Annotated in this window: 26 protein-coding genes; 20 read left to right on the top strand and 6 right to left on the bottom strand. The window is 66.0% G+C overall.

Translation table 11 applies throughout. From position 1 onward, the window contains the following. Positions 1–57: 57 nt before the first annotated feature. Positions 58–840 (bottom strand): 3-oxoadipate enol-lactonase, encoded by a 783-nt coding sequence (gene pcaD / locus ACVMIH_RS13450; protein ID WP_456866474.1) that lies wholly within the window; start codon positions 838–840, stop codon positions 58–60. 83 nt (positions 841–923) lie between these two features. After that, positions 924–2,279 carry a 3-carboxy-cis,cis-muconate cycloisomerase gene (locus tag ACVMIH_RS13445; RefSeq protein ID WP_456862139.1) on the bottom strand — a complete coding sequence of 452 codons (1,356 nt, stop codon included), beginning with the start codon at positions 2,277–2,279 and terminating at the stop codon, positions 924–926. Between the two features lie 210 nt (positions 2,280–2,489). Here ACVMIH_RS13445 and ACVMIH_RS13440 point away from each other — a divergent pair, with 210 nt between their 5' ends. From ACVMIH_RS13440 to ACVMIH_RS13400, 9 genes are all read left to right on the top strand, one after another. Further along, positions 2,490–2,936, top strand: coding sequence for an SRPBCC family protein (locus ACVMIH_RS13440; protein WP_016840413.1), 447 nt, complete (start codon positions 2,490–2,492; stop codon positions 2,934–2,936). A 155-nt stretch (positions 2,937–3,091) separates the two neighbouring features. After that, positions 3,092–3,577: a (2Fe-2S)-binding protein gene (locus ACVMIH_RS13435; protein WP_028336799.1), complete on the top strand. Its 486-nt coding sequence runs from the start codon at positions 3,092–3,094 to the stop codon at positions 3,575–3,577. A gap of 36 nt (positions 3,578–3,613) precedes the next feature. After that, entirely contained in the window at positions 3,614–4,420 is an 807-nt protein-coding gene (locus ACVMIH_RS13430) for an FAD binding domain-containing protein (protein ID WP_057018428.1), read from the top strand. Between the two features lie 48 nt (positions 4,421–4,468). Further along, positions 4,469–5,374, top strand: a complete 906-nt coding sequence (locus ACVMIH_RS13425; RefSeq protein WP_456862137.1) for an AAA family ATPase — start codon at positions 4,469–4,471, stop codon at positions 5,372–5,374. A gap of 105 nt (positions 5,375–5,479) precedes the next feature. Continuing rightward, positions 5,480–6,682 (top strand): vWA domain-containing protein, encoded by a 1,203-nt coding sequence (locus ACVMIH_RS13420; protein ID WP_456785306.1) that lies wholly within the window; start codon positions 5,480–5,482, stop codon positions 6,680–6,682. A 28-nt stretch (positions 6,683–6,710) separates the two neighbouring features. Further along, positions 6,711–7,034 (top strand): XdhC family protein, encoded by a 324-nt coding sequence (locus ACVMIH_RS13415; RefSeq protein ID WP_018272401.1) that lies wholly within the window; start codon positions 6,711–6,713, stop codon positions 7,032–7,034. A gap of 2 nt (positions 7,035–7,036) precedes the next feature. Then, positions 7,037–7,738, top strand: a complete 702-nt coding sequence (locus ACVMIH_RS13410) for an XdhC family protein (RefSeq protein ID WP_456785305.1) — start codon at positions 7,037–7,039, stop codon at positions 7,736–7,738. Continuing rightward, entirely contained in the window at positions 7,735–9,339 is a 1,605-nt protein-coding gene (locus tag ACVMIH_RS13405) for an NTP transferase domain-containing protein (protein WP_141339988.1), read from the top strand. Before ACVMIH_RS13410 ends, ACVMIH_RS13405 begins: the two co-directional genes overlap by 4 nt. Positions 9,340–9,615: 276 nt before the next feature. Next, entirely contained in the window at positions 9,616–9,966 is a 351-nt protein-coding gene (locus ACVMIH_RS13400; RefSeq protein ID WP_371852140.1) for a DUF4189 domain-containing protein, read from the top strand. A 45-nt stretch (positions 9,967–10,011) separates the two neighbouring features. On the opposite strand, the gene ACVMIH_RS13395 is transcribed toward ACVMIH_RS13400, so the two are convergent. After that, positions 10,012–11,229, bottom strand: coding sequence for an NAD(P)/FAD-dependent oxidoreductase (locus tag ACVMIH_RS13395; protein ID WP_057018433.1), 1,218 nt, complete (start codon positions 11,227–11,229; stop codon positions 10,012–10,014). Positions 11,230–11,539: 310 nt separating this feature from the next. On the opposite strand from ACVMIH_RS13395, the gene ACVMIH_RS13390 reads away from it, so the two are divergent. Then, complete coding sequence (locus tag ACVMIH_RS13390; protein ID WP_456862135.1) at positions 11,540–11,950, top strand: DUF2000 family protein; 411 nt, start codon at positions 11,540–11,542, stop codon at positions 11,948–11,950. 28 nt (positions 11,951–11,978) lie between these two features. On the opposite strand, the gene ACVMIH_RS13385 is transcribed toward ACVMIH_RS13390, so the two are convergent. Next, complete coding sequence (locus ACVMIH_RS13385; RefSeq protein WP_456866471.1) at positions 11,979–12,731, bottom strand: bestrophin-like domain; 753 nt, start codon at positions 12,729–12,731, stop codon at positions 11,979–11,981. Between the two features lie 387 nt (positions 12,732–13,118). On the opposite strand from ACVMIH_RS13385, the gene ACVMIH_RS13380 reads away from it, so the two are divergent. The 6 genes from ACVMIH_RS13380 (at position 13,119) to ACVMIH_RS13355 (ending at position 19,281) form a co-directional block, all read left to right on the top strand. Further along, the gene (locus ACVMIH_RS13380) at positions 13,119–13,853 is read left to right on the top strand and encodes a TetR/AcrR family transcriptional regulator (protein WP_456862133.1); all 735 of its coding nucleotides are present in this window, start codon (positions 13,119–13,121) and stop codon (positions 13,851–13,853) included. Beyond that, entirely contained in the window at positions 13,850–14,635 is a 786-nt protein-coding gene (locus ACVMIH_RS13375) for an HlyD family secretion protein (RefSeq protein ID WP_038388292.1), read from the top strand. Before ACVMIH_RS13380 ends, ACVMIH_RS13375 begins: the two co-directional genes overlap by 4 nt. Beyond that, on the top strand, positions 14,632–15,591 hold the full coding sequence (locus ACVMIH_RS13370) for an ABC transporter ATP-binding protein (protein WP_057018437.1): 960 nt from the start codon (positions 14,632–14,634) through the stop codon (positions 15,589–15,591). The genes ACVMIH_RS13375 and ACVMIH_RS13370 overlap by 4 nt, the downstream gene beginning before the upstream one ends. Positions 15,592–15,609: 18 nt before the next feature. Beyond that, the gene (locus tag ACVMIH_RS13365; RefSeq protein WP_229190555.1) at positions 15,610–16,773 is read left to right on the top strand and encodes an ABC transporter permease; all 1,164 of its coding nucleotides are present in this window, start codon (positions 15,610–15,612) and stop codon (positions 16,771–16,773) included. Positions 16,774–16,885: 112 nt separating this feature from the next. Next, positions 16,886–18,199: an adenylate/guanylate cyclase domain-containing protein gene (locus ACVMIH_RS13360; RefSeq protein WP_456862131.1), complete on the top strand. Its 1,314-nt coding sequence runs from the start codon at positions 16,886–16,888 to the stop codon at positions 18,197–18,199. 164 nt (positions 18,200–18,363) lie between these two features. Beyond that, positions 18,364–19,281, top strand: a complete 918-nt coding sequence (locus ACVMIH_RS13355; protein WP_456862130.1) for a PhzF family phenazine biosynthesis protein — start codon at positions 18,364–18,366, stop codon at positions 19,279–19,281. On the opposite strand, the gene ACVMIH_RS13350 is transcribed toward ACVMIH_RS13355, so the two are convergent. Together ACVMIH_RS13350 and ACVMIH_RS13345 are read right to left on the bottom strand one after the other, a co-directional pair. Continuing rightward, entirely contained in the window at positions 19,278–19,739 is a 462-nt protein-coding gene (locus tag ACVMIH_RS13350; RefSeq protein ID WP_057018441.1) for a DUF488 domain-containing protein, read from the bottom strand. The two genes, ACVMIH_RS13355 and ACVMIH_RS13350, sit on opposite strands and share 4 nt — an antisense overlap. 10 nt (positions 19,740–19,749) lie before the next feature. Beyond that, positions 19,750–20,583, bottom strand: coding sequence for a DUF72 domain-containing protein (locus ACVMIH_RS13345; RefSeq protein WP_456862128.1), 834 nt, complete (start codon positions 20,581–20,583; stop codon positions 19,750–19,752). A gap of 139 nt (positions 20,584–20,722) precedes the next feature. Here ACVMIH_RS13345 and ACVMIH_RS13340 point away from each other — a divergent pair, with 139 nt between their 5' ends. The 4 genes from ACVMIH_RS13340 to ACVMIH_RS13325 all read left to right on the top strand — a co-directional run bounded on the left by ACVMIH_RS13340 (position 20,723) and on the right by ACVMIH_RS13325 (position 24,260). After that, positions 20,723–21,094, top strand: coding sequence for a hypothetical protein (locus ACVMIH_RS13340; RefSeq protein WP_456862126.1), 372 nt, complete (start codon positions 20,723–20,725; stop codon positions 21,092–21,094). Between the two features lie 67 nt (positions 21,095–21,161). Next, the gene (locus ACVMIH_RS13335) at positions 21,162–21,368 is read left to right on the top strand and encodes a hypothetical protein (RefSeq protein WP_057018442.1); all 207 of its coding nucleotides are present in this window, start codon (positions 21,162–21,164) and stop codon (positions 21,366–21,368) included. Between the two features lie 248 nt (positions 21,369–21,616). Next, the gene (locus ACVMIH_RS13330; protein ID WP_456785296.1) at positions 21,617–22,750 is read left to right on the top strand and encodes a glycosyltransferase; all 1,134 of its coding nucleotides are present in this window, start codon (positions 21,617–21,619) and stop codon (positions 22,748–22,750) included. A 7-nt stretch (positions 22,751–22,757) separates the two neighbouring features. Continuing rightward, complete coding sequence (locus ACVMIH_RS13325) at positions 22,758–24,260, top strand: glycosyltransferase family 39 protein (protein ID WP_456862124.1); 1,503 nt, start codon at positions 22,758–22,760, stop codon at positions 24,258–24,260. The last annotated feature ends 33 nt before the right edge of the window (positions 24,261–24,293 follow it).

The raw sequence follows: 24,293 nt of genomic DNA, 5'->3' as shown, positions 1-24,293 counted from the left end.
ATGCGGATCGAGATTCCGGGTTCGATGCTTCGCATCGCCCCGGAATGACGATGACCGTTACCGTTGCGTCAGGAAGCCGACCACGGCCTCGGTGAAGGCGTGCGATTGCTCGACATTGGAAATGTGCGCGGCATCGAGCAGCGTCATGCTGGCGCCGGGAATGCCGCTGCGGATCATTTCGCCTGCCGACACCGGCGTTGCCATGTCCTGCTTTCCTGCGATCACCAGGGTCGGGCTCTTGATCCTGGGCAGCAGAGCGCGCTGGTCGAGTGTCGACAGCGCCTCGCAACAGGCGAGATAGCCTTCGACCGGCGAGGCAACCAGCATCGCCTTCATGCGCGCCGCAGTCTCTGGCTCGCGCTCGCGGAAATCGGCGGTCAGCCAGCCCGCGATCACGGCGTCGGCGACGGCGGCGATGCCGCCTTCCTTCACTGCCTTGATGCGGTTCAGCCAGTTGGTCGGATCGGGATAGTAGCAGGCGGTGTTGGCCAGGATGATCCTGCCGAATCTCTCGGGGGCGTTGGCGCCGAGCCATTGCCCGACCATGCCGCCCATCGACAGGCCGCACCAGTGCACCTTCTCGATGCTGAGATCGTCGAGGATCGCCAGCACGTCGCGGCCGAAGCGCTCCATGGAGTAGGGGCCCGCCGGCACGCCGGATTTGCCGTGACCGCGGCGGTCGTAGCGGATGACGCGGAACAGCTGCGTCAGCGCCCGCATCTGCGGCTCCCACATCTGCAAGGTGCAGCCGAGCGAGTTCGACAGCATCAAGGTCGGTCCGCCGTCGCGGCCGTCCACCTGGACGTTGAGCAGGCACCCGTCGGCGTTGATCATCGGCATCGTCTTGTCCCTCTCGTCATGCGCTTGCCGGGTCATCTGCGCGAACATGCGCTTCGCGCTGTTGCCCGGCAATGACATCGTCGCTATTTGTCATCCAGTGAAGCCAGCAGGCGGTCGATCAGCGCTTGCGAGGCGCCCTGATAGGCCATCGGCTCGAACAGCTCCGCGATTCGTTTCGCGTCGAGATGCGCGGTGACCTTGGCGTCCGCCGACAGCACCTCGCGCAGGTGCTTCTTCTCCGCGACCGCGCGCTTGCTGGCGGCCTCGATCAGATGATGGGCGTCGCTCTTGCCGATCTTGTCGGCGAGCGCAAAGGCGATGGCTTCCGCCATGATCAACCCTTGAGTCGCATCGAGATTGACGCGCATCCGCGCCGCATCGACCTCGAGCCCCTCGGCGAGATCGACGATGGCGGCGAGCGCGCCCGAGGTCACCAGCATCAGGCCGGGCAAGGTCGGCCATTCCGCATGCCACGGACCGGCGCTGCGCTCATGGTCCTGCACCTGCGCGGCGAAGATCGTGGCGGCAAGATTCGGCGCCATGGTCGCAGCCCCCAGCGCGCTCGCGGCAGCGACCGGATTGCGCTTGTGCGGCATGGTGGAGGAGCCGCCGCGACCGGCGCCCGCCGGCTCGAAGGCCTCGCCGACATCGGTCTGCATCATCAGCGAAACGTCGCGCGCGATCTTGCCGCAGCTGCCGGCGAGGATGGCGAACACCGACGCGGCCTCGGCGATGCGGTCGCGATGGGTATGCCAGGGCGCATCCGGCAGCGGCAGATCGAGCTCTCGCGCAAGGGCGGCGGCGACCGCCAGCCCCTTATCGCCGAGCGCGGCGAGCGTCCCGGCGGCGCCGCCGAATTGCAGCGCCAGCGTCTCGCGGCGCAGGCGCAGCAAGCGCTTGCGGGAGCGATGCAGCGCCGCGGCATATTCGGCGAGTTTGAGGGCGAACGGCATCGGCAGCGCATGCTGCAGCCAGGTCCGCGCCACCACGGCGGTGTTGCGATGGGCGCGCGCAAGCCCGGCGAAGCCGGCGACGGCGCGGTCGAGGTCGGCCAGCAGCGCGTCGATCCCCGCACGCAACGACAGCATGGTCGCGGTGTCGATGACGTCCTGGCTGGTCGCGCCCCAATGCACGTAGCGCGCCGCCTCGGCGTCCGCCCTGGCGACATTGGCGGTCAGGGCCTTCACCAGCGGGATCGCCAGATTGCCGGACCGCGTCGCGGCGTCGGCCAGCGCGGCCAGGTCGAATGATTCGGCCTTGCAGGCGGCGCCGATCGGTCCCGCGCCAGCTGCGGGAATCACCCCGCAGGCCACCTCGGCGCGGGCCAGCGCGGCCTCGAAATCCAGCATGTTCTGCAGCGTGGCGGCGTCGTCGCACACCGCGCGCATCGCGGCGCTCGACAGCATCGGCGCAAGCAGGGGAGAAAGGGCTGTGCTCATGGCCGGCGACCTAACCACTGTCGCGCGTCGCTGCCAATGCCCCGGGGCTGCCTGCATTTTCAACACCGGGGATTGCGCGATTTCGTGAACGATCGGCTTGGCTTGCTGCGGTTGCGAATATGCATCGCTCATCCTCCGAAGGTGCCCTTTCCTTTGCGCCCCGGCTGCTTTACTTGGGGGAAAAGGTTCTAGCGATCGAGGAGGTCCCCCATGGCCATGACAATGACCGGCGAAGTCCAGCTTGCAGCGCCGCGCCAGGCTGTGTGGGACAAGCTCAACGATCCCGAAGTGTTGAAGGCCTGCATTCCCGGCTGCGAAGAGCTGGAGAAGACCGACGAGGGCGGCTTCCGCGCCACCGCCAAGATGAAGGTCGGCCCGGTCTCCGCCCGCTTCAAGGGCAAGGTCACCTTGAGCGATCTCGACCCGCCGAACGGCTACAAGATCTCAGGCGAAGGCGAGGGCGGGGTCGCCGGCTTTGCCAAGGGCGGCGCCACCGTGGGCCTTGCAGACAAGGATGGCGGTACGCTTCTGAGCTACAATGTGGAGGCGCAGATCGGCGGCAAGCTCGCCCAGCTCGGCCAGCGCCTGATCAACGGCGCCGCCAAGAAGCTGGCCGATGAATTCTTTGCAAATTTCGCCAAGGCGGTGCAGGGTTAGCCCCGCCTTTCAGCTGGATTATTCAGGTCCGGCCATGTCCTGGATGGGTGGCTCGAAAGGTTGCCCATCGCGGGGCGCGCCCATATTATGCCGTCTGGAATGATTTAAAACCGCCTGCTTCGCCGATATGCGGTGGCGCAGATAAGAGAGTGCTGATGGCCAAGATTTCAATGATCGTGAACGGCAACCCCGTGAACGCGAATGTCGACCCCCGTACCCTTCTGGTCCAGTTTCTGCGCGAAAACCTGCGGCTGACCGGCACCCATGTCGGCTGTGACACCTCGCAGTGCGGCGCCTGCGTCGTGCATCTGGACGGCAGGGCGGTGAAGTCCTGCACGACGCTTGCGGTGATGGCCGACGGTCACGAGGTCAAGACCATCGAGGGGCTGGCGGCCGATGGCGCGCCGCTGCATCCAATGCAGGAGGCCTTCCGCGAGCATCACGGCCTGCAGTGCGGCTTCTGCACGCCGGGCATGATCATGACCGCGGTCGACCTGGTCCATCGCAAGGGCCACGAGCTCTCCGACGAGGTGATCCGCGAGGAGCTGGAAGGCAATCTGTGCCGCTGCACCGGCTACCAGAACATCGTTGCTTCGATCGCCGCCGGCGCCAAGGCGATGGCGAAGTCGGACCTCGCCTAGTCAGCAATTCATCGCGAGCGCGATCAGGACATTCCAATGTACGAATTCAAATATCACCGTCCCGGCACCGTGCGGCAGGCCGCCAATCTGCTGGTGAAGAACGAGGACGCCAAGCTGATTGCCGGCGGTCACACGCTGGTGCCGGTCATGAAGCAGCGGCTCGCCAGCCCGCCGCATCTGGTCGATCTCTCCCACATCGAAGGTCTCGACACGATCGAGATGAAGGGCCGCTCGCTGGTCATCGGCGCCACCGCCAAGCATGCCGAAGTCGCGAACTCCGCGGTCGTGGGCGAGGCGATCCCGGCGCTGGCCGAGCTTGCCGGCCTGATCGGCGATCCCGCCGTGCGCCACCGCGGCACCATCGGCGGCTCGCTCGCCAACAACGACCCGACCGCCGACTATCCGGCCGCGGTACTGGCGCTGGGCGCGACCATCGTCACCAACAAGCGCCGCCTCAAGGCCGAGGAGTATTTCCAGGGCCTGTTCTCGACCGCGCTGGAGGCCGACGAGATCATCACCAAGGTGATGTTCCCCCTGCCGAAGAAGGCGGCCTACGTCAAGTTCCGCAACCAGGCCTCGCGTTATGCGTTGGTTGGGGTGTTCGTGGCCAAGCGTCCGTCCGACGTGCGCGTCGCGGTCACCGGCGCGGGCTCCGACGGCGTCTTCCGCGTCACCGCGTTCGAGGACGCGCTGAAGAAGCGCTTCTCGCACAAGGTGCTCGACGGCATCGCCGTTTCGGCCGACGGGCTGAACAGCGACCTGCACGGCAGTGCGGAATACCGCGCGCATTTGATCGGCGTTTTGACGCGCCGGGCGGTGGAAGCCGCGAACGCCAAGGACTAAGTACCAAGGCGTGACTTTGCTGACCTCTGTTCGAAGACTGGCTGTTCCATGAGTGCATCGGCGTTACCCACTTCCGTCGATGCGCTCGAGGATCTCCTGACCTCGCGCGGCTATCTCGCCGAGCGGTCGCTCGCGACCGTGACCTATCTCGCGCTGCGCATGGGCCGGCCGCTGTTCCTCGAAGGCGAAGCCGGTGTCGGCAAGACCGAGATCGCAAAGGTGCTGTCGGCGGCGCTCGGGCGCAAGCTGATCCGCCTGCAATGCTATGAAGGCCTCGACGTCGCCTCCGCGGTCTATGAGTGGAGCAGTGCGGCGCAGATGATCGCGATCCGCCTTGCGGAGGCTTCCGGCGATACCGATCGCGACCAGCTCGCCAGCGACATCTTCGCCGAGCGATTCCTGATCAAGCGGCCGCTGCTGCAGGCGCTCGAGCCCGATGTCGCGGGTCCTCCGGTGCTGCTGATCGACGAGCTCGACCGCGCCGACGAGGCGTTCGAGGCGTATCTGTTGGAAATCCTCAGCGACTTCCAGGTCACGATCCCCGAGCTCGGCACCGTGAAGGCGCCGGCGCCGCCGATCGTGATCATCACCTCGAACCGCACGCGCGAGATTCATGACGCGCTGAAGCGGCGCTGTCTCTATCACTGGGTGGATTATCCCACAGCCGAGCGCGAGCTTGCGATCGTCAAGTCGCGGGTGCCGAACATCTCCGTCAAGCTGTCGCAGCAGGTCGTCCGCTTCGTGCAGGCGCTGCGCAACCAGGATTTCTACAAGTCGCCGGGCGTCGCCGAGACCATCGACTGGGCGACCGCGCTGTCCGAGCTCGACGCCCGCTCTCTGACCCCGCAGGTGGTCGGCGACACGCTGGGCGCGCTCTTGAAGTATCAGGACGACATCGCGCGCATGCAGGGCGATGCGTTGCAGAAGACATTGAAGGAAGCGACGAGCGACTAGCCGTCATTCCGGGGCACGCGAAGCGTGAACCCGGAATCTCGCGCCGCAATCTCCAGATTCCGGATCCGCACTTCGTGCGGTCCGGAATGACGAGGCCAAACAACAATGGCGATCAACCACCTCGCGCCTCCGACCGGCCACATGGCCGACAACGTGATCGGCTTTGCCCGCGCGCTGCGGGCGGCCGGGCTTCCCGTCGGGCCGGGCTCGGTGATCGATGCGCTCGACGCGCTGCAGCTGATCGAGGTCGGCCATCGCTCCGATTTCTACGCCACGCTGGAAGCGATCTTCGTCAAGCGCCACGAGCACGCGCTGATCTTCCGCCAGGCCTTTATGCTGTTCTTCCGCGCCGCCGAGGAGTGGAAGAGCATGCTGGATTCGGTGCCGCTGCCGGACCACGCCAGGAAGAAGCCGCCGCCGGCCTCGCGCCGCGTCCAGGAGGCGATGGCGCAGCCGGCGAAGACCGAAGAGCGCCCGCAGGCCCAGGAGCAGGAGCTCAAGCTCTCGGTCTCCGACAAGGAGATCCTGCAGAAGAAGGATTTTGCGCAGATGACCGCGGCCGAGATCGCCGAGGTGACGCGCGAGATCGCCAAGATGCGGCTGCCGCAGGCCGAGCTCGTGACCCGCCGCTACCAGCCGGATGCGCGGGGCCTGCGGCTCGACATGCGCCGCACCGTGCGCAACTCGCTGCGCACCGGCGGCGAGATCATCGACATCCGAAAGCTCGGCCGGATCGAGAAGCCGGCGCCGATCGTGGCGTTGCTCGATATCTCCGGCTCGATGAGCGAGTACACCCGCCTGTTCCTGCACTTCCTGCACGCCATCACCGACGCCCGCAAGCGGGTCTCGGTGTTCCTGTTCGGTACCCGCCTGACCAATGTGACGCGCGCGTTGCGGGAGCGTGACCCCGACGAAGCGCTGGCGAATTGCTCGTCCGCGGTCGAGGACTGGGCCGGCGGGACGCGGATCGCGACCTCGCTGCACAGCTTCAACCAGCTCTGGGCCCGCCGGGTGCTCGGGCAGGGCGCCATCGTCCTCCTTATATCCGATGGACTAGAACGGGAGGCTGATGCCAAACTGGCCTTCGAGATGGACCGATTGCACCGTTCCTGCCGCCGCCTGATCTGGCTCAATCCGCTGCTGCGCTACTCCGGCTTTGAGGCCAAGGCGCAGGGCATCAAAATGATGTTGCCCCACGTTGACGAATTTCGCCCGGTGCATAACTTGACGTCCATCAAGGGCTTGATCGGGGCGTTGTCATCCCCGCCGCCGGCGCACCACCGCAGCCTGATCCGCTCTGTAGCCTAAGAAGCATCCGATTTCACAGGAGGCCGCCATGCTGAACCGCGACGAAGACATCCTGCAGGCCGCCGAGACCTGGCAGAAAGAGGGCCATGGCGTGGCGCTTGCCACCGTGGTCGAGACCTGGGGCTCGGCGCCGCGCCCGGCCGGCTCGAGCCTCGTCATCAATGACGACGGCACCTTCCTCGGCTCGGTCTCCGGCGGCTGCGTCGAGGGCGCGGTCGTGACGGAAGCGCTCGACGTGATCGCGAGCGGCCAGCCCAAAATGCTCGAATTCGGCGTCGCCGACGAGACCGCCTGGAATGTCGGCCTGTCGTGCGGCGGCACCATCCGCGTCTTCGTTGAGAAGGTTGGTTAGCCGTGAAACTCGAGATCCTGAAAGAGCTGAACGCCGAGCGCGCCGCGCGCCGCCCGGTCATCATTGTCACCGACACCGCCAATGGCGATCAGCGCCTGGTCAAGGCCGCGGACATCGCCGCCGATCCGCTGCGCGCCGAGCTCTCAAAGCAACTGCGGATGGGCAAGAGCGGCAATGTCGAGGTCGGGACCAAGAAGCTGTTCCTCAACGTCTACGCGCCGACCGCAAAGCTCGTGATCATCGGCGCGGTCCATATCAGCCAGGCGCTGGCGCCGCTGGCGCGTTCGCTTGACTATGACGTCACGGTGGTCGATCCGCGCACCGCGTTTGCGAGCCCGGAGCGCTTCCCCGACGTGCCGCTGGTCGCCGAATGGCCCGACGTCGCACTGCCGCCGCTCAACGTCGATCACTACACCGCCTTCGTCGCGGTGACGCATGATCCGAAGATCGACGATCCGGCGCTGCTGCACGCCTTCGACCGCGACTGCTTCTATATCGGCGCGCTCGGATCGCGAAAGACCCACGCCAAGCGCTCCGAGCGGCTGCGCGCGCAGGGCGCCAGGGACAGCGACATCGCGCGCATCCACGCGCCGATCGGCCTCGATATCGGCGCGGTGTCGCCGTCGGAGATCGCGGTCGCGATCATGGCCGAGATCACCGCGCAGCTGCGCTTGCCCCCCAAAGAAAAAGAAGAAGCGGCATGAAATTCGGTCCCGCCAGTCCAGCCGACGCGATTGGCGGCGTCACCGTGCATACCCTCCGCCAGGGCGCGCTGGTGCTCAAGAAGGGCACCACGATCGGCCCCGCCGAGGTCGAGGCGCTGACCAAGGCCGGCGTCGACGAGATCGTCGTGGTGCGGCTCGACGAGGGCGACGTCTCCGAGGATGCCGCGGCCGCCAGCATCGCGCAGGCGGTGGCCGGCGACGGCGTCAATGTCGAGCGCGCCTTCACCGGCCGCGCCAATCTGTTCGCGGCCCGTCCCGGTGTGCTGGTGATCGATCGCGCCGCGGTCGACCGTATCAACGACGTCGACGAGGCCATCACCTTCGCAACGCTCGCCGCGTTCAAGCCGGTGGTCGAAGGCGAGATGATCGCGACCGTCAAGCTGATCCCGTTCGGCGTCGAGGGGCGCTTACGCGATGCCGCCGTCGCGGTCGCCGGCAAGGATACGCTGCGGATCGCGCCCTATGTGATCCGGAAGGTCGGCGTGGTCTCGACGCTGCTGCCGGGTCTTGCGCCGAAGGTGATCGACAAGACGCTGCGCGTCACCGCCGAGCGGCTCGCGCCGGCCGGCGCCACCATCATCGCCGAGCGCCGCGTGCCGCATGACGAGACGGTGCTCGCCGCCTCGATCAAGGAATTGCTCGGCTTAGGGGCCGAGCTCGTCATCGTGTTCGGCGCGTCCGCGATCGCCGACCGTCGTGATGTCATTCCTGCTGCAATCACCGAGATCGGCGGCGCGGTCGAGCATTTCGGCATGCCGGTCGATCCGGGCAATCTGCTGCTGATCGGCAGCGCCGGCGGCGTGCCGGTCCTGGGCGCGCCAGGCTGCGCGCGCTCGCCGGTCGAGAACGGCTTCGACTGGGTGCTGATGCGGCTGCTCGCCGGCATCAAGGTGACGCGATCGGATCTCACCGGCATGGGCGTCGGCGGCCTGTTGATGGAGATCGTGACGCGGCCGCAGCCGCGCACGGTGCCGGACACCGAAGGCAACCGCAACGTCGCCGCGATCGTGCTTGCCGCCGGCCGCTCGACCCGGATGGGCGGCCCGAACAAGCTGCTCGCCGAGCTCGACGGCAAAAAGCTCGCGCGCATCGTCGCCGAGCAGGCCCTGGCGTCGAAGGCCTCCGAGGTCATCGTCGTCACCGGGCATCAGGCCGAGCTGGTCGAGCAGGCGCTCGATGGCCTCAAGGTCAAGTTCGTCCGCAACCCGGATTTCGCCGGCGGCCTCGCCAGCTCGGTGAAGGCGGGAATTGCGGCGGTGTCCGACAGCGCCGACGGCGCGATCGTCTGCCTCGGCGACATGCCACTGATCGATGCGAAGCTGATCGATCGCCTGATCGAGACCTTCGCGCCGGACCGCGGCCATCTGATCGCGGTCCCCGTCAGCGAGGGCCGCCGCGGCAATCCGGTGCTGTGGTCAAGGCGCTTCTTCAAGGAGCTGATGACGCTCGACGGCGACATCGGCGCCCGTCACTTGATCACCAAGCATGCCGAGGTGGTCGCCGAGGTCCCGGTCGAAGGCGACAGCGCCTTCCTCGACATCGACACCCCGCAGGCGCTGGAAGCCGCAAGACAGGGCTGAACACTCTCCGCGTCGTCCCGGCGAAGGCCGGGACCCATTACCACCAATCGTTGTTGTTGGTGGGATAGCGGCCAGAGCCTCGCGCAATCATCACCATCGGTGCTATGGGTCCCGGCCTTCGCCGGGACGACGAGTGGATAGAATTCGCTCTCAACCCGTCATTCACCATCTGGAAACGACCCCTGCGTACAGTCCCGCCGGGCTTTGGGGGATTTCCGCTTGATCATTTCGACCGCCGTCGCGCAGCGTCGCGCGTTGACGATTCTCGTCCTGACATTGCTGCTCGGCGCCACGCGTTTCTCCGTGGAAACCTTCGTGCCCAAGGCGCGCGCGGCCGGCGCGTTCGCGGTCGGCAAGTGCGGGGCCTATGGCCAGGCCTACGACTATCCGGCGGAAGGCGCGGCGCGCGCCGCCGCGCTGAAGCAGTGCAAGGGCGATTGCACCACCGTGACCATGAAGCGGGCCTGCGCCGCGCTCTCGATCGACATGAAGAATCCCTGCGGCGCCCATGGCTATGCCGTGGCGCCGAAGATCTCGAGCTCGCTCAATGCCGCGACCAGGAAGTGCTACGACTATGGCGGCAAGGAATGCGTGATCCGCGCCTGGGCCTGCGACGCCAAGGGGTAGGGCAGTCGCCGCAATCCGCCTGGTGGGCAAAGCGCGCTGCCGCGCTCAGACGGCGCCATAGAAGTGCCGGTATTGCCAGGCGGCGTCGCGCTCCAATTGATCTTCGGACCACGATTGGTCTTTGAACCGCATGACCGACATCGGCGATAGATCGATGGGCGGCTTGCCGTCCACGATCCAGGCCGCAAGCGCCTCGCCGACGGTCGGCGAGATCGACAGACCGGCGACGTTGCACCCGCTCGCAAAATAGAAGCCGGTCACGCCGGCGGCCGGGCCGAGAATATGATGGCCGTCGGCGGTCATGGTCGGAATGCCGCCGCGAAACTCCCGCACCTTGGCGGTTTGCAGGAACGGGAGCTGGTCCTTGACCTCATCGGCGGCGGCATGAAGCACACCGATGTCGAGCGGCATGTCCTTGACGTCGAAGCCGGCCCCAAGCGACTGCATATCGAAGAAGCGCGGCGTTTCCTCGTAGACACCCCACAGGAAGCCGCCCTGACACGGGCGGGCATACACCGCAGCATCCATGATGCGGATCATCGGCAGGTCGGCACGGACGCCATCCAAAGGCTCGGTGACGATCAACTGCTGCCGGGTCGGCACCAGCGGCACGCGGATCCCGCTCGCCTCCGCGACCTGCCGCGTCCACGCGCCGGCGGCATCGACGACAACCGGACTTTCAATGACGCCGTTCGCGGTGGTCAAGCCGATCACGGTGCCGCCGACGATGTTGACGGCGCGCACGTCAGTCTTCGGCAACAAGGTTGCACCGTTGGCCGCGGCGGCTGTGGCGAAACCGACGGCAACCTGCGCCGGGTCGAAATACCGGTCGTCGCCGATCCGCATCGCCGCAACGACGCCCGTCGGCTGCAAGAACGGATTGAGAGCGCTCGCCTGTTCCGGAGAGATCAGCTCGACGTCGAGGCCGGTGCTGCGTCCGCGCTCGAAGTCGTCCTCGATCACTTCGGCGTCCTGCGGCCGGCGCGCAACCTTGAGGCTGCCCGAATGCACCCAGTCGAGCGGCTGGCCGGTTTCTTCCGTGAACGCCTCGATCTTGCGGCATGCGTCCTTGATGAGGCCAATCATCAAGTCGCTCTTGCGCGCGCAACTCACCATGCCTGCAGCGCGGGGGGAAGTTTGCGATCCGATCTCATGCTTGTCGACAAGGGCGACGCTGAGACCTCCACGCTTGCTCAGGTAATAGGCTGTGGCCGCGCCCAATCCGCCCGAACCAATAACAACAACATCGGCCTTGCTGATCATGATGCAATGCCCTGAAATATGCTGATGGTCATCGAACGCCCGAAGCCTACTACGCGGCGCAGGAGCTGACTATCGCTTTCCGTCCCGGCGCGGATCTGGCCTTTGCGACGTCGCACGGCTAGCGGTCGACGTGTGGGTTGAGCTTCTTCGCCGCAGCGATATCAGCTTCGCCAGCCGCGACGTCGCCCTTCAGGCGGGCAGGGTCCGCCCGTGGGTTGCTCAAGGAACTAACGTCAGCGCCTGGCGGGCAGATGAGGGATGCGCGGTCAGAACTGGCGTTTGTCGTCAACCTGCGGATAGATTTATCGCCATGCAGTTCGACACCAAGATCGCGGTCGTGATCCGCACCGACCTGGAAGTCTGGCAGAAGCTCAACGTGGCGTCGTTTCTTGCCGGCGGCATCGCGGCTTCCTTTCCCGAATGCATCGGCGAGAGTTACGAGGACGGCTCGGGGACCAGATATCTCTCTTTGATCGGCCAGCCGATCCTGATCTACGGCGCCGACGGGCCTGCGCTGTCGCGGGCGCTGGAGCGCGCGCTGGCGCGCAACGTGCAGCCGGCGCTCTACACCGAGGACATGTTCAAGACCACGCATGACGCCGCCAACCGCGAGGTGGTGAAGGCGGTCGTGCGCAGCGAGCTCAACCTGGTCGGCCTCGCCATTCGCGCCGAGCGCAAGGTGGTCGACAAGATCCTCGATGGGCTGAAGTTTCACACCTAGCGGACAGCGCGCGTGCGCGGTCCGGCGCTTATCGGCTCGCCTCCTTGTCCGGCATGATCTGCAGCAACGGCGTCGGCGCGATCGATATCTGGCCGGTGAATGGTCGATCATGCGCGGCAATCAGCAGAACCGATGTGGCCACGCCGGTCGCGAACAGTTCCATCGCGATGGCGGATCCCAACCGGTTGTCGCAGTGAACAAGGGCAATGACCAATAGCTCGCAGATGGCCTGAAGGTAGAGGCACCACCATTTGATCGAGTCGACTTCGGTCTGACTGACGATGATCCGTTGTCGTCGCGCATCGAGTGCCGAATTCAGATTGGTGATGATCTCGTGCTGCGTCGTCTGCTGGCCCGGGTTTTGCGCGGGCGTTGATACGACAAGGCGCAACGCCGCGGTCAGTGCGGGAGGCGCTGCCTTGAGCGATGCAGCCTGGCGCGCCATCATCGGCCATTCCACGGCGACCGTTTCCTCGACGTAGTCGCGAACGAGGCCGCGCAGGCGCGCCTCCTGCTCCGGCGGCAGGCCGCCGGCGAGCAAGATGACCGCCCGCAACGAACTGGCTTCGCGGCTCACCGCCGCGGTGGCGCGATCGCTGTCACTCCAGACCTGTGCCGCGGTGAATGCGACAAACAGGCCGAAAAGGATGCCGAGCACCGGCAACATGCCGGGAGAGATCGATTTGAAAGACGTTGCGCGCTCCTTGGTCGACAGGATCGCAACGCCTGCGAAAATGAGAATGGCAACAAGGTAGGTGAAGCCGAAGACGATGAAGGCCATCCACGGCACAGAAAGGTTGTGTAGCCAATCGCTCATTGGTGTTCCCCCAGCGGACCGCTTGTATCAAATTCCCCCCAATCTCGCCGGGGAGAGCACGAAGTGAGCCGCAGCGCATCGCGCAGGGAAAGCCGGATTGCTCCAGTTACACCTGTGGTGCCACCCCTGTGCCTTTTTGTTGCACAGGGCCCGCGGGTGCGATCGGCACCCGGCTTTCCCAGCGCCCACTGTTCCCCATAGGACGGAAATAAGCAGCAAATTCGGGCATTTGCGCCGCGAGATCGCGAATCCATGCGCACCCTGAGGGGCCGGGAAGGCCGACAGGAACGCTTCCGGCCGGCAGGCGTTTTCCCTGAACACATTGACAATGACTGACTGGTCAGTCAAATTATGGCCATGACAAAGCGCATCGAAAAGACGACCCGCTCCCGGCTCGCCAAGCGCCGGACCACCGCGATCCGGGCTGCCGCGGCGAGGATCCCGAAGGTGGCCTCGGCAAAGCTGCCCGAGGCCAAGCCTGCTGCGAACCGCGCCGAGAAATCGGCGGAGCGGCGCGCTGCGATCGTCGAGGCGGCGATGGACGAGTTCATTGCGCGCGGCTTCGCCGCGACGCGGCTCGACGATGTCGCCAGGCGGGCGGGCGTCGCCAAGGGCACGCTCTATCTGTACTTCAAGGACAAGGAGTCGATGTTCGAGGAGCTGATCCGCACCGCAGTCGTGCCCTTGGTCAATCGCATGGCCGCGCCGCCCACCATCACCGGCCCGGTGCGCGATGCGGTGGAGAGATTCGCCGAGACCTTCATCCGCGAGATCGTGTCGACCCGGCGCGGCGACATCGTCCGCCTGATCGTCTCCGAAGGGCCGCGCTTCCCGACGATCGCCGACTTCTATTTCCGCGAGGTAGTGTCGAAGGGGATGGCCGCGATGCAGGCGCTGATCCAGCTTGCGATCACGCGCGGCGAGATCAGGCAGCGCCAACTCGCGCAGTTTCCGCAACTCGTCGTGGCGCCCGCGATCGTCGCGGTGATCTGGCAGGGCCTGTTTGCCCGGCACGCGCCGCTCGATGCCCTCGCGATGTTCAAGGTTCATCTCGATCTGATCTTCGGCGAACGGAGCAAGCCATGACCGGCTCGCGCATGATGAAGCTCGTGACCGCAGTCGTGCTGGCGGCGGCGCTGGCCGGTTGCCAGGAGAAGCGTGATCCCGGCTTCCAGGGCTGGGTCGAGGCCGACATGATCTTCGTCAGCCCCGATGAATCCGGCCGCGTCATCAAGCTCAATGTGCGCGAAGGCGACGAGGTCAAGCCCGGCGATCTGCTCTATTCGGTCGACGACGATTTGCAGCGCGCCGATCTCAACCAGAACAATGCGACCCTCGCCAATGCGCGGCAGAGCTATGACCGCGCGGCCTCGCTGCGCGGCACCGGCGCCGGCACCCAGGCCAATCTGGATTCCGCGGTCTCGGCGCTGCGCGTCGCGGAGGCGCGGGTCAACACCTCGCAGACCCGGCTCGACCGTCGCAAGGGCTTTGCGCCGATCGCGGGCTCGATCCAGCAGATCTATTTCCGCGAGGGCGAGATGGTGCAGGCGCAGCGCCCGGTGCTGTCGATCATGCCGCCCGGCAACATGAAGCTGCGCTTCTTCGTGCCGGAGGCCGAGCTGCCGAAGCTTGCGCTCGGCGACGAGGTGAGGGTGACCTGCGATAATTGCGCCGCCGACCTCACGGCAAAGATCTACTTCATCGCCACCACGGCGGAGTACACGCCGCCGGTCATCTACAGCCTCGATGAGCGCAACAAGCTGGTCTATCTGATCCAGGCGCGGCCGAGCCGGCCCGATGTGCTGCGCGTCGGTCAGCCGATCAGCATCTACCTCAATCCCAAGACGCCGGTGGCGGAGCGCAGATGAACGGCGGCTCCACCAGCGCGCGGTCCAACGCACCCTCCATCGCGATCGATGTGAAGGGCCTGACCAAGTCGTTTGGCGGACGCGAGGTCGTCCATGACCTGTCGATGCAGGTCAAGCGCGGCTCGATCTACGGCTTCCTCGGTCCCAACGGCAGCGGCAAGACCACGACCATCCGCATCCTGTGCGGCCTGCTGACGCCCGACAGCGGCGAGGGCACCTGCCTCGGCTACGACATCCGGCGCGATGCCGACAAGATCAAGCGCAAGGTCGGCTACATGACGCAGCGCTTCAGCCTCTACCAGGATCTGTCGGTGCGCGAGAATCTCGAATTCGTGGCGCGGCTCTATGGCATGCCGGACGCGCGCGGCGCCGCGGCCGACATGATCGCGCGGATCGGGCTGAAGGGCCGCGAGGAGCAGCTCGCCGCCAACCTTTCCGGCGGCTGGAAGCAGCGGCTCGCGCTCGGCGCCTGCACGCTGCCCAATCCGCAATTGCTGCTGCTCGACGAGCCGACCGCCGGCGTCGATCCCAAGGCGCGGCGCGATTTCTGGAACGAGATCCACGCGCTCGCCGCCGAAGGCCTCACCGTGCTGGTCTCGACCCATTACATGGACGAGGCCGAGCGCTGTCACGAGATCGCCTACATCGCCTACGGCCATCTCTTGGCCCATGGCACGGTGGACGAGGTGATCGCGGCGTCCGCGCTGTCGACCTGGACGGTGACGGGCGAGGATTTCAACGGCCTGATGGCCGAGCTCACGGACAAGCCCGGCGTCGACATGGTGGCGCCGTTCGGCACCAGCCTGCACGTCTCCGGCCGCGACAAGGCGGCGCTCGAGGCCGCGATCGCGCCCTATCGGGACAATTCGAAGTGGCATTGGCAGGCCAGCGAGCCGTCGCTCGAAGACGTCTTCATCGATCTGATGGGGCGCTCCAAGGATAATTTCCAAGGATAATCTCCAGGGATAATTGCGATGAGCGCAACGGAAACGATCCAGAACAGCGAGGCGAGGGAGCCGGCATTCGGCTTCTGGCGGCGCAGCTACGCGATGCTGGTCAAGGAGTTCATCCAGCTTCGCCGCGACCGCGTCTCTTTCGCCATGATCATCATGCTGCCGGTCATGCAGCTGACGTTGTTCGGCTACGCCATCAACACCACGCCGCGCAATCTGCCGACCGCGGTGCTGACCCAGGAAGACAGCGATCTCGGCCGTTCGATCCTGAAGGCGATGGAGAACACCGCCTATTTCCATTTTGTCCGCGAGGTCCACACCGTCGAGGAATTCGACGAGCTGCTGCAATCCGGCAAGGTGCTGTTCGGCGTCGAAATCCCGCGCGGCTTCGAGCGCGCGGTGCGGCGCGGCGACAGACCGGCGCTGCTGGTCGCCGCCGATGCCACCGACCCGGTCGCGTCGGGCTCGGCGCTCGGCGCACTCGGGCCGCTGGTGCAATCGGCGCTGGCGCATGATCTGCACGTCGGCGATCCCCCGGACATGCCGTTCGAAATCCGCGCCCACGCCCGCTACAACCCGGCGGCGGATTCGCGCCTCAATATCGTGCCCGGCCTGGTCGGGACCATCCTGACCATGACCATGCTGATCTTCACCGCGCTCTCGGTGACGCGCGAGATCGAGCGCGGCACCATGGAGAGCCTGCTGTCGATGCCGATCAAACCGGTCGAGGTGATGTTCGGCAAGATCATCCCCTATGTGCTGGTCGGCTTCATCCAGGCCACGCTGATCATCGCCATCGGCATTGTGCTGTTCGGTGTGCCGGTCCTCGGCAGCCTGACGCTGCTGGCGCTGCTCACCACACTGTTCATCACCACCAATCTGTCGATCGGCTACACCTTCTCGACCATCGTCCAGAACCAGCTGCAGGCGATGCAGCTCTCGATGATGTTCTTCCTGCCGAGCATCCTGCTGTCCGGCTTCATGTTTCCGTTCGCGGGCATGCCGGTCTGGGCGCAATATATCGGCGAGGGGCTGCCGCTGACCCATTTCGTCCGCATCGTCCGGGCCATCATGCTGAAGGGCGCGGCGATGCAGAACCTGCAATACGACACCGCCGCATTGGTCGCCCTGATGCTGTTCGCCATGACGATCGCGGTGACGCGCTTCCGCCGCACGCTCGATTGAGGCTATGATGGATGCCATCAATGATCGTCATTCCGGGGCGATGCGAAGCATCGAACCCGGAATCTCGAGATTCCGGGTTCGCTTCGCGCCCCGGGATGACGGGGTGGGAGGCATGGCGGAATCTTCGGACAAAAGCGGCGCAGCGGCAGACACAACCGTATCCGCCGATTTCCATCACGCCCTGATGCGCGAGGTGATGACCACCGAGCTGCTCCGCATCAAGGTGCTGATCGCTACCGCCGCTGCTCTCGCGGCGATCAGTCTGCTGGTGTATTTCTTTGCGCCCGACGCGGTCAGCCGCGTCTGGCACGGCAACCTCAGCCCCGTCTACGTCTTCTACGTCACCATTCCGCTGATCCTGTTCGAGCTATGGGTGCACGGGGCAATCAGCTGGCACATGCGCAAGGGGCGCGACCTGCCGGTGGTCCGGCGCTACATCGGCGTGCTGGTCGAGACGTCGCTGCCGACCGTCGTGCTGGCGCTGCACATGAACAGCATGGGGCCGCAAGAGGCGCTCGGCTTCGTGGCGCCGCTGATCTATTTCGTCTTCATCATCCTGTCGACGCTGCGGCTCGACTTCTGGCTCTCGACCTTCACCGGCTTCGTCGCGGCGGCCGAGCTGTTCTACATGGCGGTGTTCTTCCATCCCTCGGGCGGCGGCGCGGCCGAGACCAGCATCTACTATCACGCCGCGCGGAGCTCGATCATCCTGATCTGCGGCATGTTGGCCGGCGCGGTCGGCATGCAGCTGCGCCGGCAGTTCGCGGCTAGCATCGCGGCCGCCACCGCGCGCGATCGCATCACCAATCTGTTTGGCCAGCACGTCTCGCCGCAGGTGGTCGAACGTCTGATGACGGAGGGTGCCGGCACCGGCAGCGACATCCGCCGTGTTGCGGTGATGTTCGTGGATTTCCGCAGCTTCACGGCCGGTGCGCGCGCCCGCTCGCCGCAAGAGGTGGTCGACAGGCTCGATGGCGCCTTTGCCGTGCTGGTCGATATCCTCGATCGCCATGGCGGCATCGTGAACAAGTTTTTGGGCGACGGCTTTCTCGCGCTGTTCGGTGCCCCGTTCGAGACCGGCGACGCCGCGCATCAGGCGGTCGCCGCCGCGCGTGAAATGCTCGCCGCGAACGAGCGCACCAACGCGGCGACGAGCTGGCCGCTGCGCATCGGCATCGGCATCCACATCGGCGAGGTCGTCGCCGGCAATATCGGCTCGCCCCGGCGCAAGGAGTACACCGTGATCGGCGACACCGTGAATTTTGCCGCGCGGCTCGAGGCGCTGAACAAGGAGCTCGGCTCGCAGTTTTTAATTTCCTCCGCGGTGCGCGAGGCGCTCGGCGATGACTGCAAGGACGCGGTGTCGCGCGGCGAGATCCCGGTGCGGGGCTACGAGCACCCGGTGCACGTCTGGCAGTTGGGGTAGGCGGCGACGCTCACATGATCCGAGGCAATCACGCACGGCTCCTCAAGCCGCGCGAGCTGCCTGCATGTGACTTGCCCGCGATTGTACCGAGTGCTCTGAAGGGCATCGCTCGGGCCGTGGTACGGTGACGTCATCGGAATGACCGGAGCACGAGGACAAGCAGGATGCAGCGGCGCTATATCACCGTCGACGTTTTCACCGACCGCGCCTTCGGCGGCAACCCGCTCGGCGTGGTGCTCGACGCCGAAGGCCTCTCGACCGAAGAGATGCAGGCGATCGCGACCGAGTTCAACTATTCCGAGACGACCTTCGTGCTGCCGCCGCAGGACAAGGTCAACGACGCCCAGGTTCGCATCTTCACGGTGCGCTCGGAAATTCCGTTCGCCGGCCATCCCAATGTCGGCACCGCCTTCGTGCTGGCAAGCCGGGCCGCGAAGGCGCCGGCGCGCTTGAGGTTCGAGGAGAAGGCGGGCCTCGTGCCGGTCGAGATCCTGTCCGACGGCGGCAATGTGATCGGGGCCGAGCTGACCGCGCCGCAGGCGCTGCAGCGGACCAATGAGGTCAGCGCGGCCGCCGCCGCCGCGTGCCTGTCGCTGACGGCGGCTGATGTGAAGACCGATCGGCACGCGCCGCAGGTCGTCTCGGTCGGGCTGCCGTTCCTGGTGGTCGAGATCGCCTCGCGCGAGGCGCTGAGGCGCGCCCGGCCGGATGCTGCGGCGTTCGCCAGGACGCTGGCCGAGATCGGCCGCGACGTGGTCTATTTCTACACGCGCGACGTGCCGGCGAGCGAGCAGCCGCTCGACCTGCAGGCGCGCATGTTCCATCCGGGCGCCAGCGGCCTGTCCGAGGATCCCGCCACCGGCAGCGCGACCGCGGCTTGCGCGGCGCTGCTCGCCGATATTGATCCCGCGCGCGATGGCGAATTGCGGCTGCGGATCGGGCAGGGCGTCGACATGGGCCGGCCGAGCCTGTTGCTGACGCGCGTGCGCAAGCAAGGCGGCGCGATCACTTCGGTGCATGTCGGCGGCGGCTGCGTGACGATGATGGAAGGGACGCTGAACATGCCGGGCGAGGCAGGCTAGAGCTGCGGTGCCGCCAGGTTCTCGATCCTGACGCCGTCGCGCTCTTCGATGATCTCGGCGATCCATCGACGGTGGCAGTGCTGGTGGTCGCGCTCGTAGCAGAGGATGCAGACCGGGCCGGACTGCTTGACCAGCGCCGACAGCTCGTCGAGCTCTTCCTTGGCCTGCGCCGTCTTTAGGTGCGCCGAATAGATCTTGTGCAGCAGCGCATATTGCCCGCTGCGTGCCGCTTCCCGTCCGCTTTTCGGGGTGCCGAGACCGCGCAGATGGACGTAGCCGATGCCGCGCTCGTCGAGACCGGCGGCGAGCTGGGTCTTGGAGAAGCCGGGCCGGCGCGAGGAGGCGATGGCGCGGACGTCGACCAGCAGCTTGACGCCGGCCTGCTCGAGCTCGTCGAGCACCGCCTTCGACGGCGTCTGCTCGTAGCCGATGGTGAACAGCTTCCTGGCCTTCGCCATCGGTTCTCGCTCACTTCACCCGTTCGATCAGCTCCATCGCGCCGGCCGGCGCGCGGACCTTGCCCTCGTGGATCACATAGGCGAACACGTCGCGGGGCGCCTTCTTGGGCGCGGCCTTGTCGACCTTCGGCAGGTCGTCGGGCTCGCTGCCGCCGGCCCAGTCCTGAAACCGCTTGGCCCAGGCGTCGAGCTGCTTCGGCGGATAGCAGGTCTTCAATTCGTCATCGCCCTTCTGCAGCCGGGCATAGACGAAGTCGCTCGCGACGTCGGCGATCGCCGGATATTTGCCGTGCTCGGCGAACACCACCGGTACCTCGTGCTCGCGAATGAGGGCGACGAATTCGGGCACGCAAAAACTGTCGTGGCGGACTTCGACGACGTGGCGCAGCGCGCGGCCGTCGAGCTTGCGCGGCAGCAGCTCGAGGAACTTGCCGAAATCGGCGCCGTCGAACTTCTTGGTCGGCGCGAACTGCCAGAGCACCGGCCCGAGCCGGTCCTTCAGCTCCAGCACGCCCGAATCATAGAACCGCTTCACCGAATCGCCGGCTTCGGCGAGCACGCGGCGGTTGGTGGCGAAGCGCGGTCCCTTCAGCGAGAAGATGAAGCCGTCGGGCACTTCGCTGGCCCATTTGCGAAAGCTCTCCGGCTTCTGCGAGCCGTAATAGGTGCCGTTGATCTCGATCGAGGTCAGCTTGGAGGCGGCGTAGGACAGCTCCTTCGCTTGCGCGAGCTTTTCCGGATAGAACACTCCGCGCCACGGCTCGAAGGTCCAGCCGCCGATGCCGATATAGATGTTGCCTGCGTCGGTCTTGGTTTTGGTCGCCTTGGTGGGAGCTTTGGCCACGACTGCACTCATCGTGAGGGAGGGAACAGGAAGCAAGACTAATCAAAATAATCGTGATTGGCCAGTTTGCCAGATCGGCACGGCGGCGCTTATCGTCGCTGTCGCTCTTCGCTACGATGCGCCAAAATGGAGAACAACAATGCGCATGCTGGTTGCGGCCGCCCTCTTGATCATGCCCTCCGCCGCCATATCCTCCGCTGCAGTGGCCGATGAGGTCGACGATGCGCACAAGCTCGCGATCACCGGCCGCGACGCCTACTGGAATTGTCTCGCCCGCGAATATCCCCGCGACAGCAACAAGGCGATGTCCGACCAGGAGTTCACCTCGCTGATCGCCAATGTCTGTCCGTCGGAGCGGCAGAACTTCCGTGTGTCGCTGATCGACTTCCTGTCGCTGCAATTTCCGAAGCAGGACGCCGACGCGAATCTGACGACCGCCAACCGTGCGATCGAGCTCGCGCAGAAGGACATCGTGACCGCCTTCACCCGGCGCAGGGCCGCGGCCAAATAGGTTCCCAAATCCTGTTGCGGCCGGCCGATTTTTGATATCAATCCGCGCAGGCGAGGGGATCATCGGCATGAGATCACAATCGACGGCAGGTTTCTTGGGCGCACTGGTCGCGGCCGTCGCGCTGGCGGCGGCGTTCATCTACGGGCCGTCGCCGAGCCAGCTCCGTAACCCGACCCGGTCCGCCGCACAGCCGCAGGCGGCTCCAGCTGCCGAGGCCGCGCCGGCAGCCCCGGCGCCACGCGGCCCGGTGATCCGGGAAGTCCCGAACAACTAGCGCCTCCTGCGCCCCTTGCGGACCGCCTGGGGCCTTCCTATCTTGCTTCCAACGGCGACGTTGCAGCTTCAGGGCTCCGGCGCCGGACGACCACGACATTGATTGGCTGCGCCGGATGTACGCGCGCCCCTTGTTCGTGGTCGTTGGCATTTTCAGGGGTGTTTTGCCCCGTTTTCCCGCTTTCCGAGCGTGCGTTTGGGTCGGCCTGCCTTGGCAGCGGGAGAGGCTGCGGCTATACGCTGGCGCTCATGAACGAAGCCATCAAGCCGAGCCCCGAAACCTCATCGCTGGCAGCAAGCTTGCCGCTGCTTTCGGTGGTCGTCCCGACCTTCAACGAACGCGACAATGTCACGGTGCTGTACCGCCGGCTCGACGCGATCCTGAAGGACGTGTCCTGGGAAGTCATCTTCGTCGACGACAATTCGCCCGACGGAACCTGGGACGTGGTGCGCGCGCTGGCGCGGAAGGATTCCCGCGTGCGCTGCATCCGCCGGATTGGCCGGCGCGGCCTGTCCGGCGCCTGCATCGAGGGCATTCTGGCCTCGAGCGCGCCCTATGCCGCGGTGATGGATGCCGACCTGCAGCATGACGAGACCCAGCTGCCGAAGATGGTGGCGCTGCTGCAGAGCGGCGAGGCCGAACTCGTGGTCGGCAGCCGCTACATCGAGGGCTACAAGGCCGACGGCTTCAACAAGCAGCGCGCCGGTGCCAGCGCGTTCGCCACCGAGATCGCGCGCCGCGCGCTGAAGGTCGAGATCGCCGACCCCATGAGCGGCTTCTTCATGATCCGCCGCGACCGTTTCGAGCAGCTCGCGCCGCAGCTGTCGACGCAGGGCTTCAAGATTCTGCTCGACGTCGTGGCGACTGCGGAGGGCAAGCTGCGCGCGGTCGAAATTCCCTACACGTTCGGTGCCCGCCAGCATGGCGAGAGCAAGCTCGACTCGATGGTCGCGCTCGACTTCCTCGGTTTGGTGCTGGCGAAGCTGACCAATGATCTGATCTCGCTGCGCTTCATTCTGTTCGCGGCGGTCGGCGGGCTCGGCCTGGTGGTGCACCTCACCGTGCTGTTCATCGCGCTCGAACTGTTCAAGGCGCCATTCCCGGAGGCCCAGGCCACCGGTGCGATCGTCGCCATGACCAGCAATTTCATCCTCAACAATTTCCTGACCTATCGCGATCAGCGGCTGAAGGGCTTTGGCATCCTGCGCGGCCTGCTGCTGTTCTATCTGGTCTGCAGCGTCGGCCTGCTCGCCAATGTCGGCGTCGCGTTCTCGGTCTACGACCAGGAGCCGATCTGGTGGCTGGCGGGCGCAGCCGGCGCGCTGATGGGCGTGGTTTGGAACTACGCGATGTCCGGGCTGTTCGTCTGGCGCAAGCGATGACGGCGGCATGAACGCGAGCGAGGCGCGGCTGGCCCGAAACACCGCGCTTGCGGTGTGCGCGCTGGTCGTGTTGCGGCTGGCCGCCGCGGCATGGACGCCGCTGACTTTCGACGAAGCCTATTACTGGATGTGGTCGAAGTCGCTCGCCGGCGGCTATTACGACCATCCGCCGATGGTGGCGGTGGTGATCCGGCTCGGCACCATGATCGCGGGCGATACGCCGTTCGGCGTGCGGCTGGTGTCGATCCTGCTCGCACTGCCGATGAGCTGGGCGATCTACCGGGCCGCCGAGATCCTGTTCGGCGGCCGGCGCATCGCCGCGAGCGCAACGATCCTGCTCAATGTGACGCTGATGGCCGCCGTCGGCACGCTGATCGTGACGCCGGATGCGCCGCTGCTGGTCGCTGCCAGCCTGCTGCTGTACGCGCTCGCAAAGGTGCTGGAGAGCGGTCGCGGCGAATGGTGGCTTGCGGTCGGCGCCAGCGCCGGCGCGGCGCTGCTATCGAAATACTCGGCGCTGTTCTTTGGTCCGGCGATCCTGATCTGGCTTGCGATGGTGCCGAAGCTGCGGCGCTGGTTTCTGTCGCCCTGGCTCTATCTCGGCGGCCTGGTCGCCCTCGGCCTGTTCAGCCCGGTCATCCGCTGGAATGCCGACCATCACTGGGTGTCGTTCATCAAGCAGATGGGCCGCGCGCGGATCGAGGATTTCCGGCCGACCTACATCGCCGAGCTGATCCCGACCCAGTTTGCGTTCGCAACGCCATTGGTCTTCATCCTCGGCGTGATGGGCCTCTACGCGCTCTATCGGCGCCGCGCCGGCGCGCTGGAGGCGCGCGTGCTGGTCAACACGATGTTCTGGACCATCGTCGTCTACTTCACCTGGCACGCATTGCATGCACGGGTCGAGGCCAACTGGTTCGCGCCGGTCTATCCCGCCTTTGCCGTAGCGGCCGCGGTCGCGGCAGTCCAGGTGCAGTGGGCGCCGCGCGAGCAGCGCACGGTCGATTTCTGCCGCCGCTGGGCCGCGCCCGTCGGCGTCGTGCTGTTCGCGCTGCTGATCGTGCAGGCCAACACCGGTTTGCTCTCGGGCTACCGCCGCGACGCCACCGTGCGCAGCGTCGGTGTCGGCTGGCAGGAGCTTGCGGACGAGATCGAGGCGACCCGCGTGCGGACCGGCGCGAGCTGCGTGCTGGCGGCGGATTACGGCACCACGGGCTGGCTCGCCTTCTATCTCCCCAAGGGCACCTGCGTCGCCCAGCAGGGCCAGCGCATTCGCTGGGTCAACATGCAAGAGCCGAGCCCGGCGCAACTGGCTGGCAAGCTGCTCTATGTGCACGAGGTCGAGCAGGCGATGCCGGCCTCGCTGCGCGACAATTTCGCCCATATCGAAACGGTGGCCGAAGCCAAGCGCATGCGGGGGCCGCTGACCATCGAGACCTACGCGCTCGACCTGCTGGAAGGCGCAAAGGGCGAGATCCTCGACCGTTCCCCGCCGCCGGAACTGCAATAAATCCTCGCCGTTGAGTGTCGGATCGTCCGGGTC

This window comes from Bradyrhizobium sp. USDA 4503 (assembly GCF_054055815.1).
Note: the sequence above shows the minus strand (reverse complement) of the source record. Positions and strands in the feature narration are given on the sequence as shown.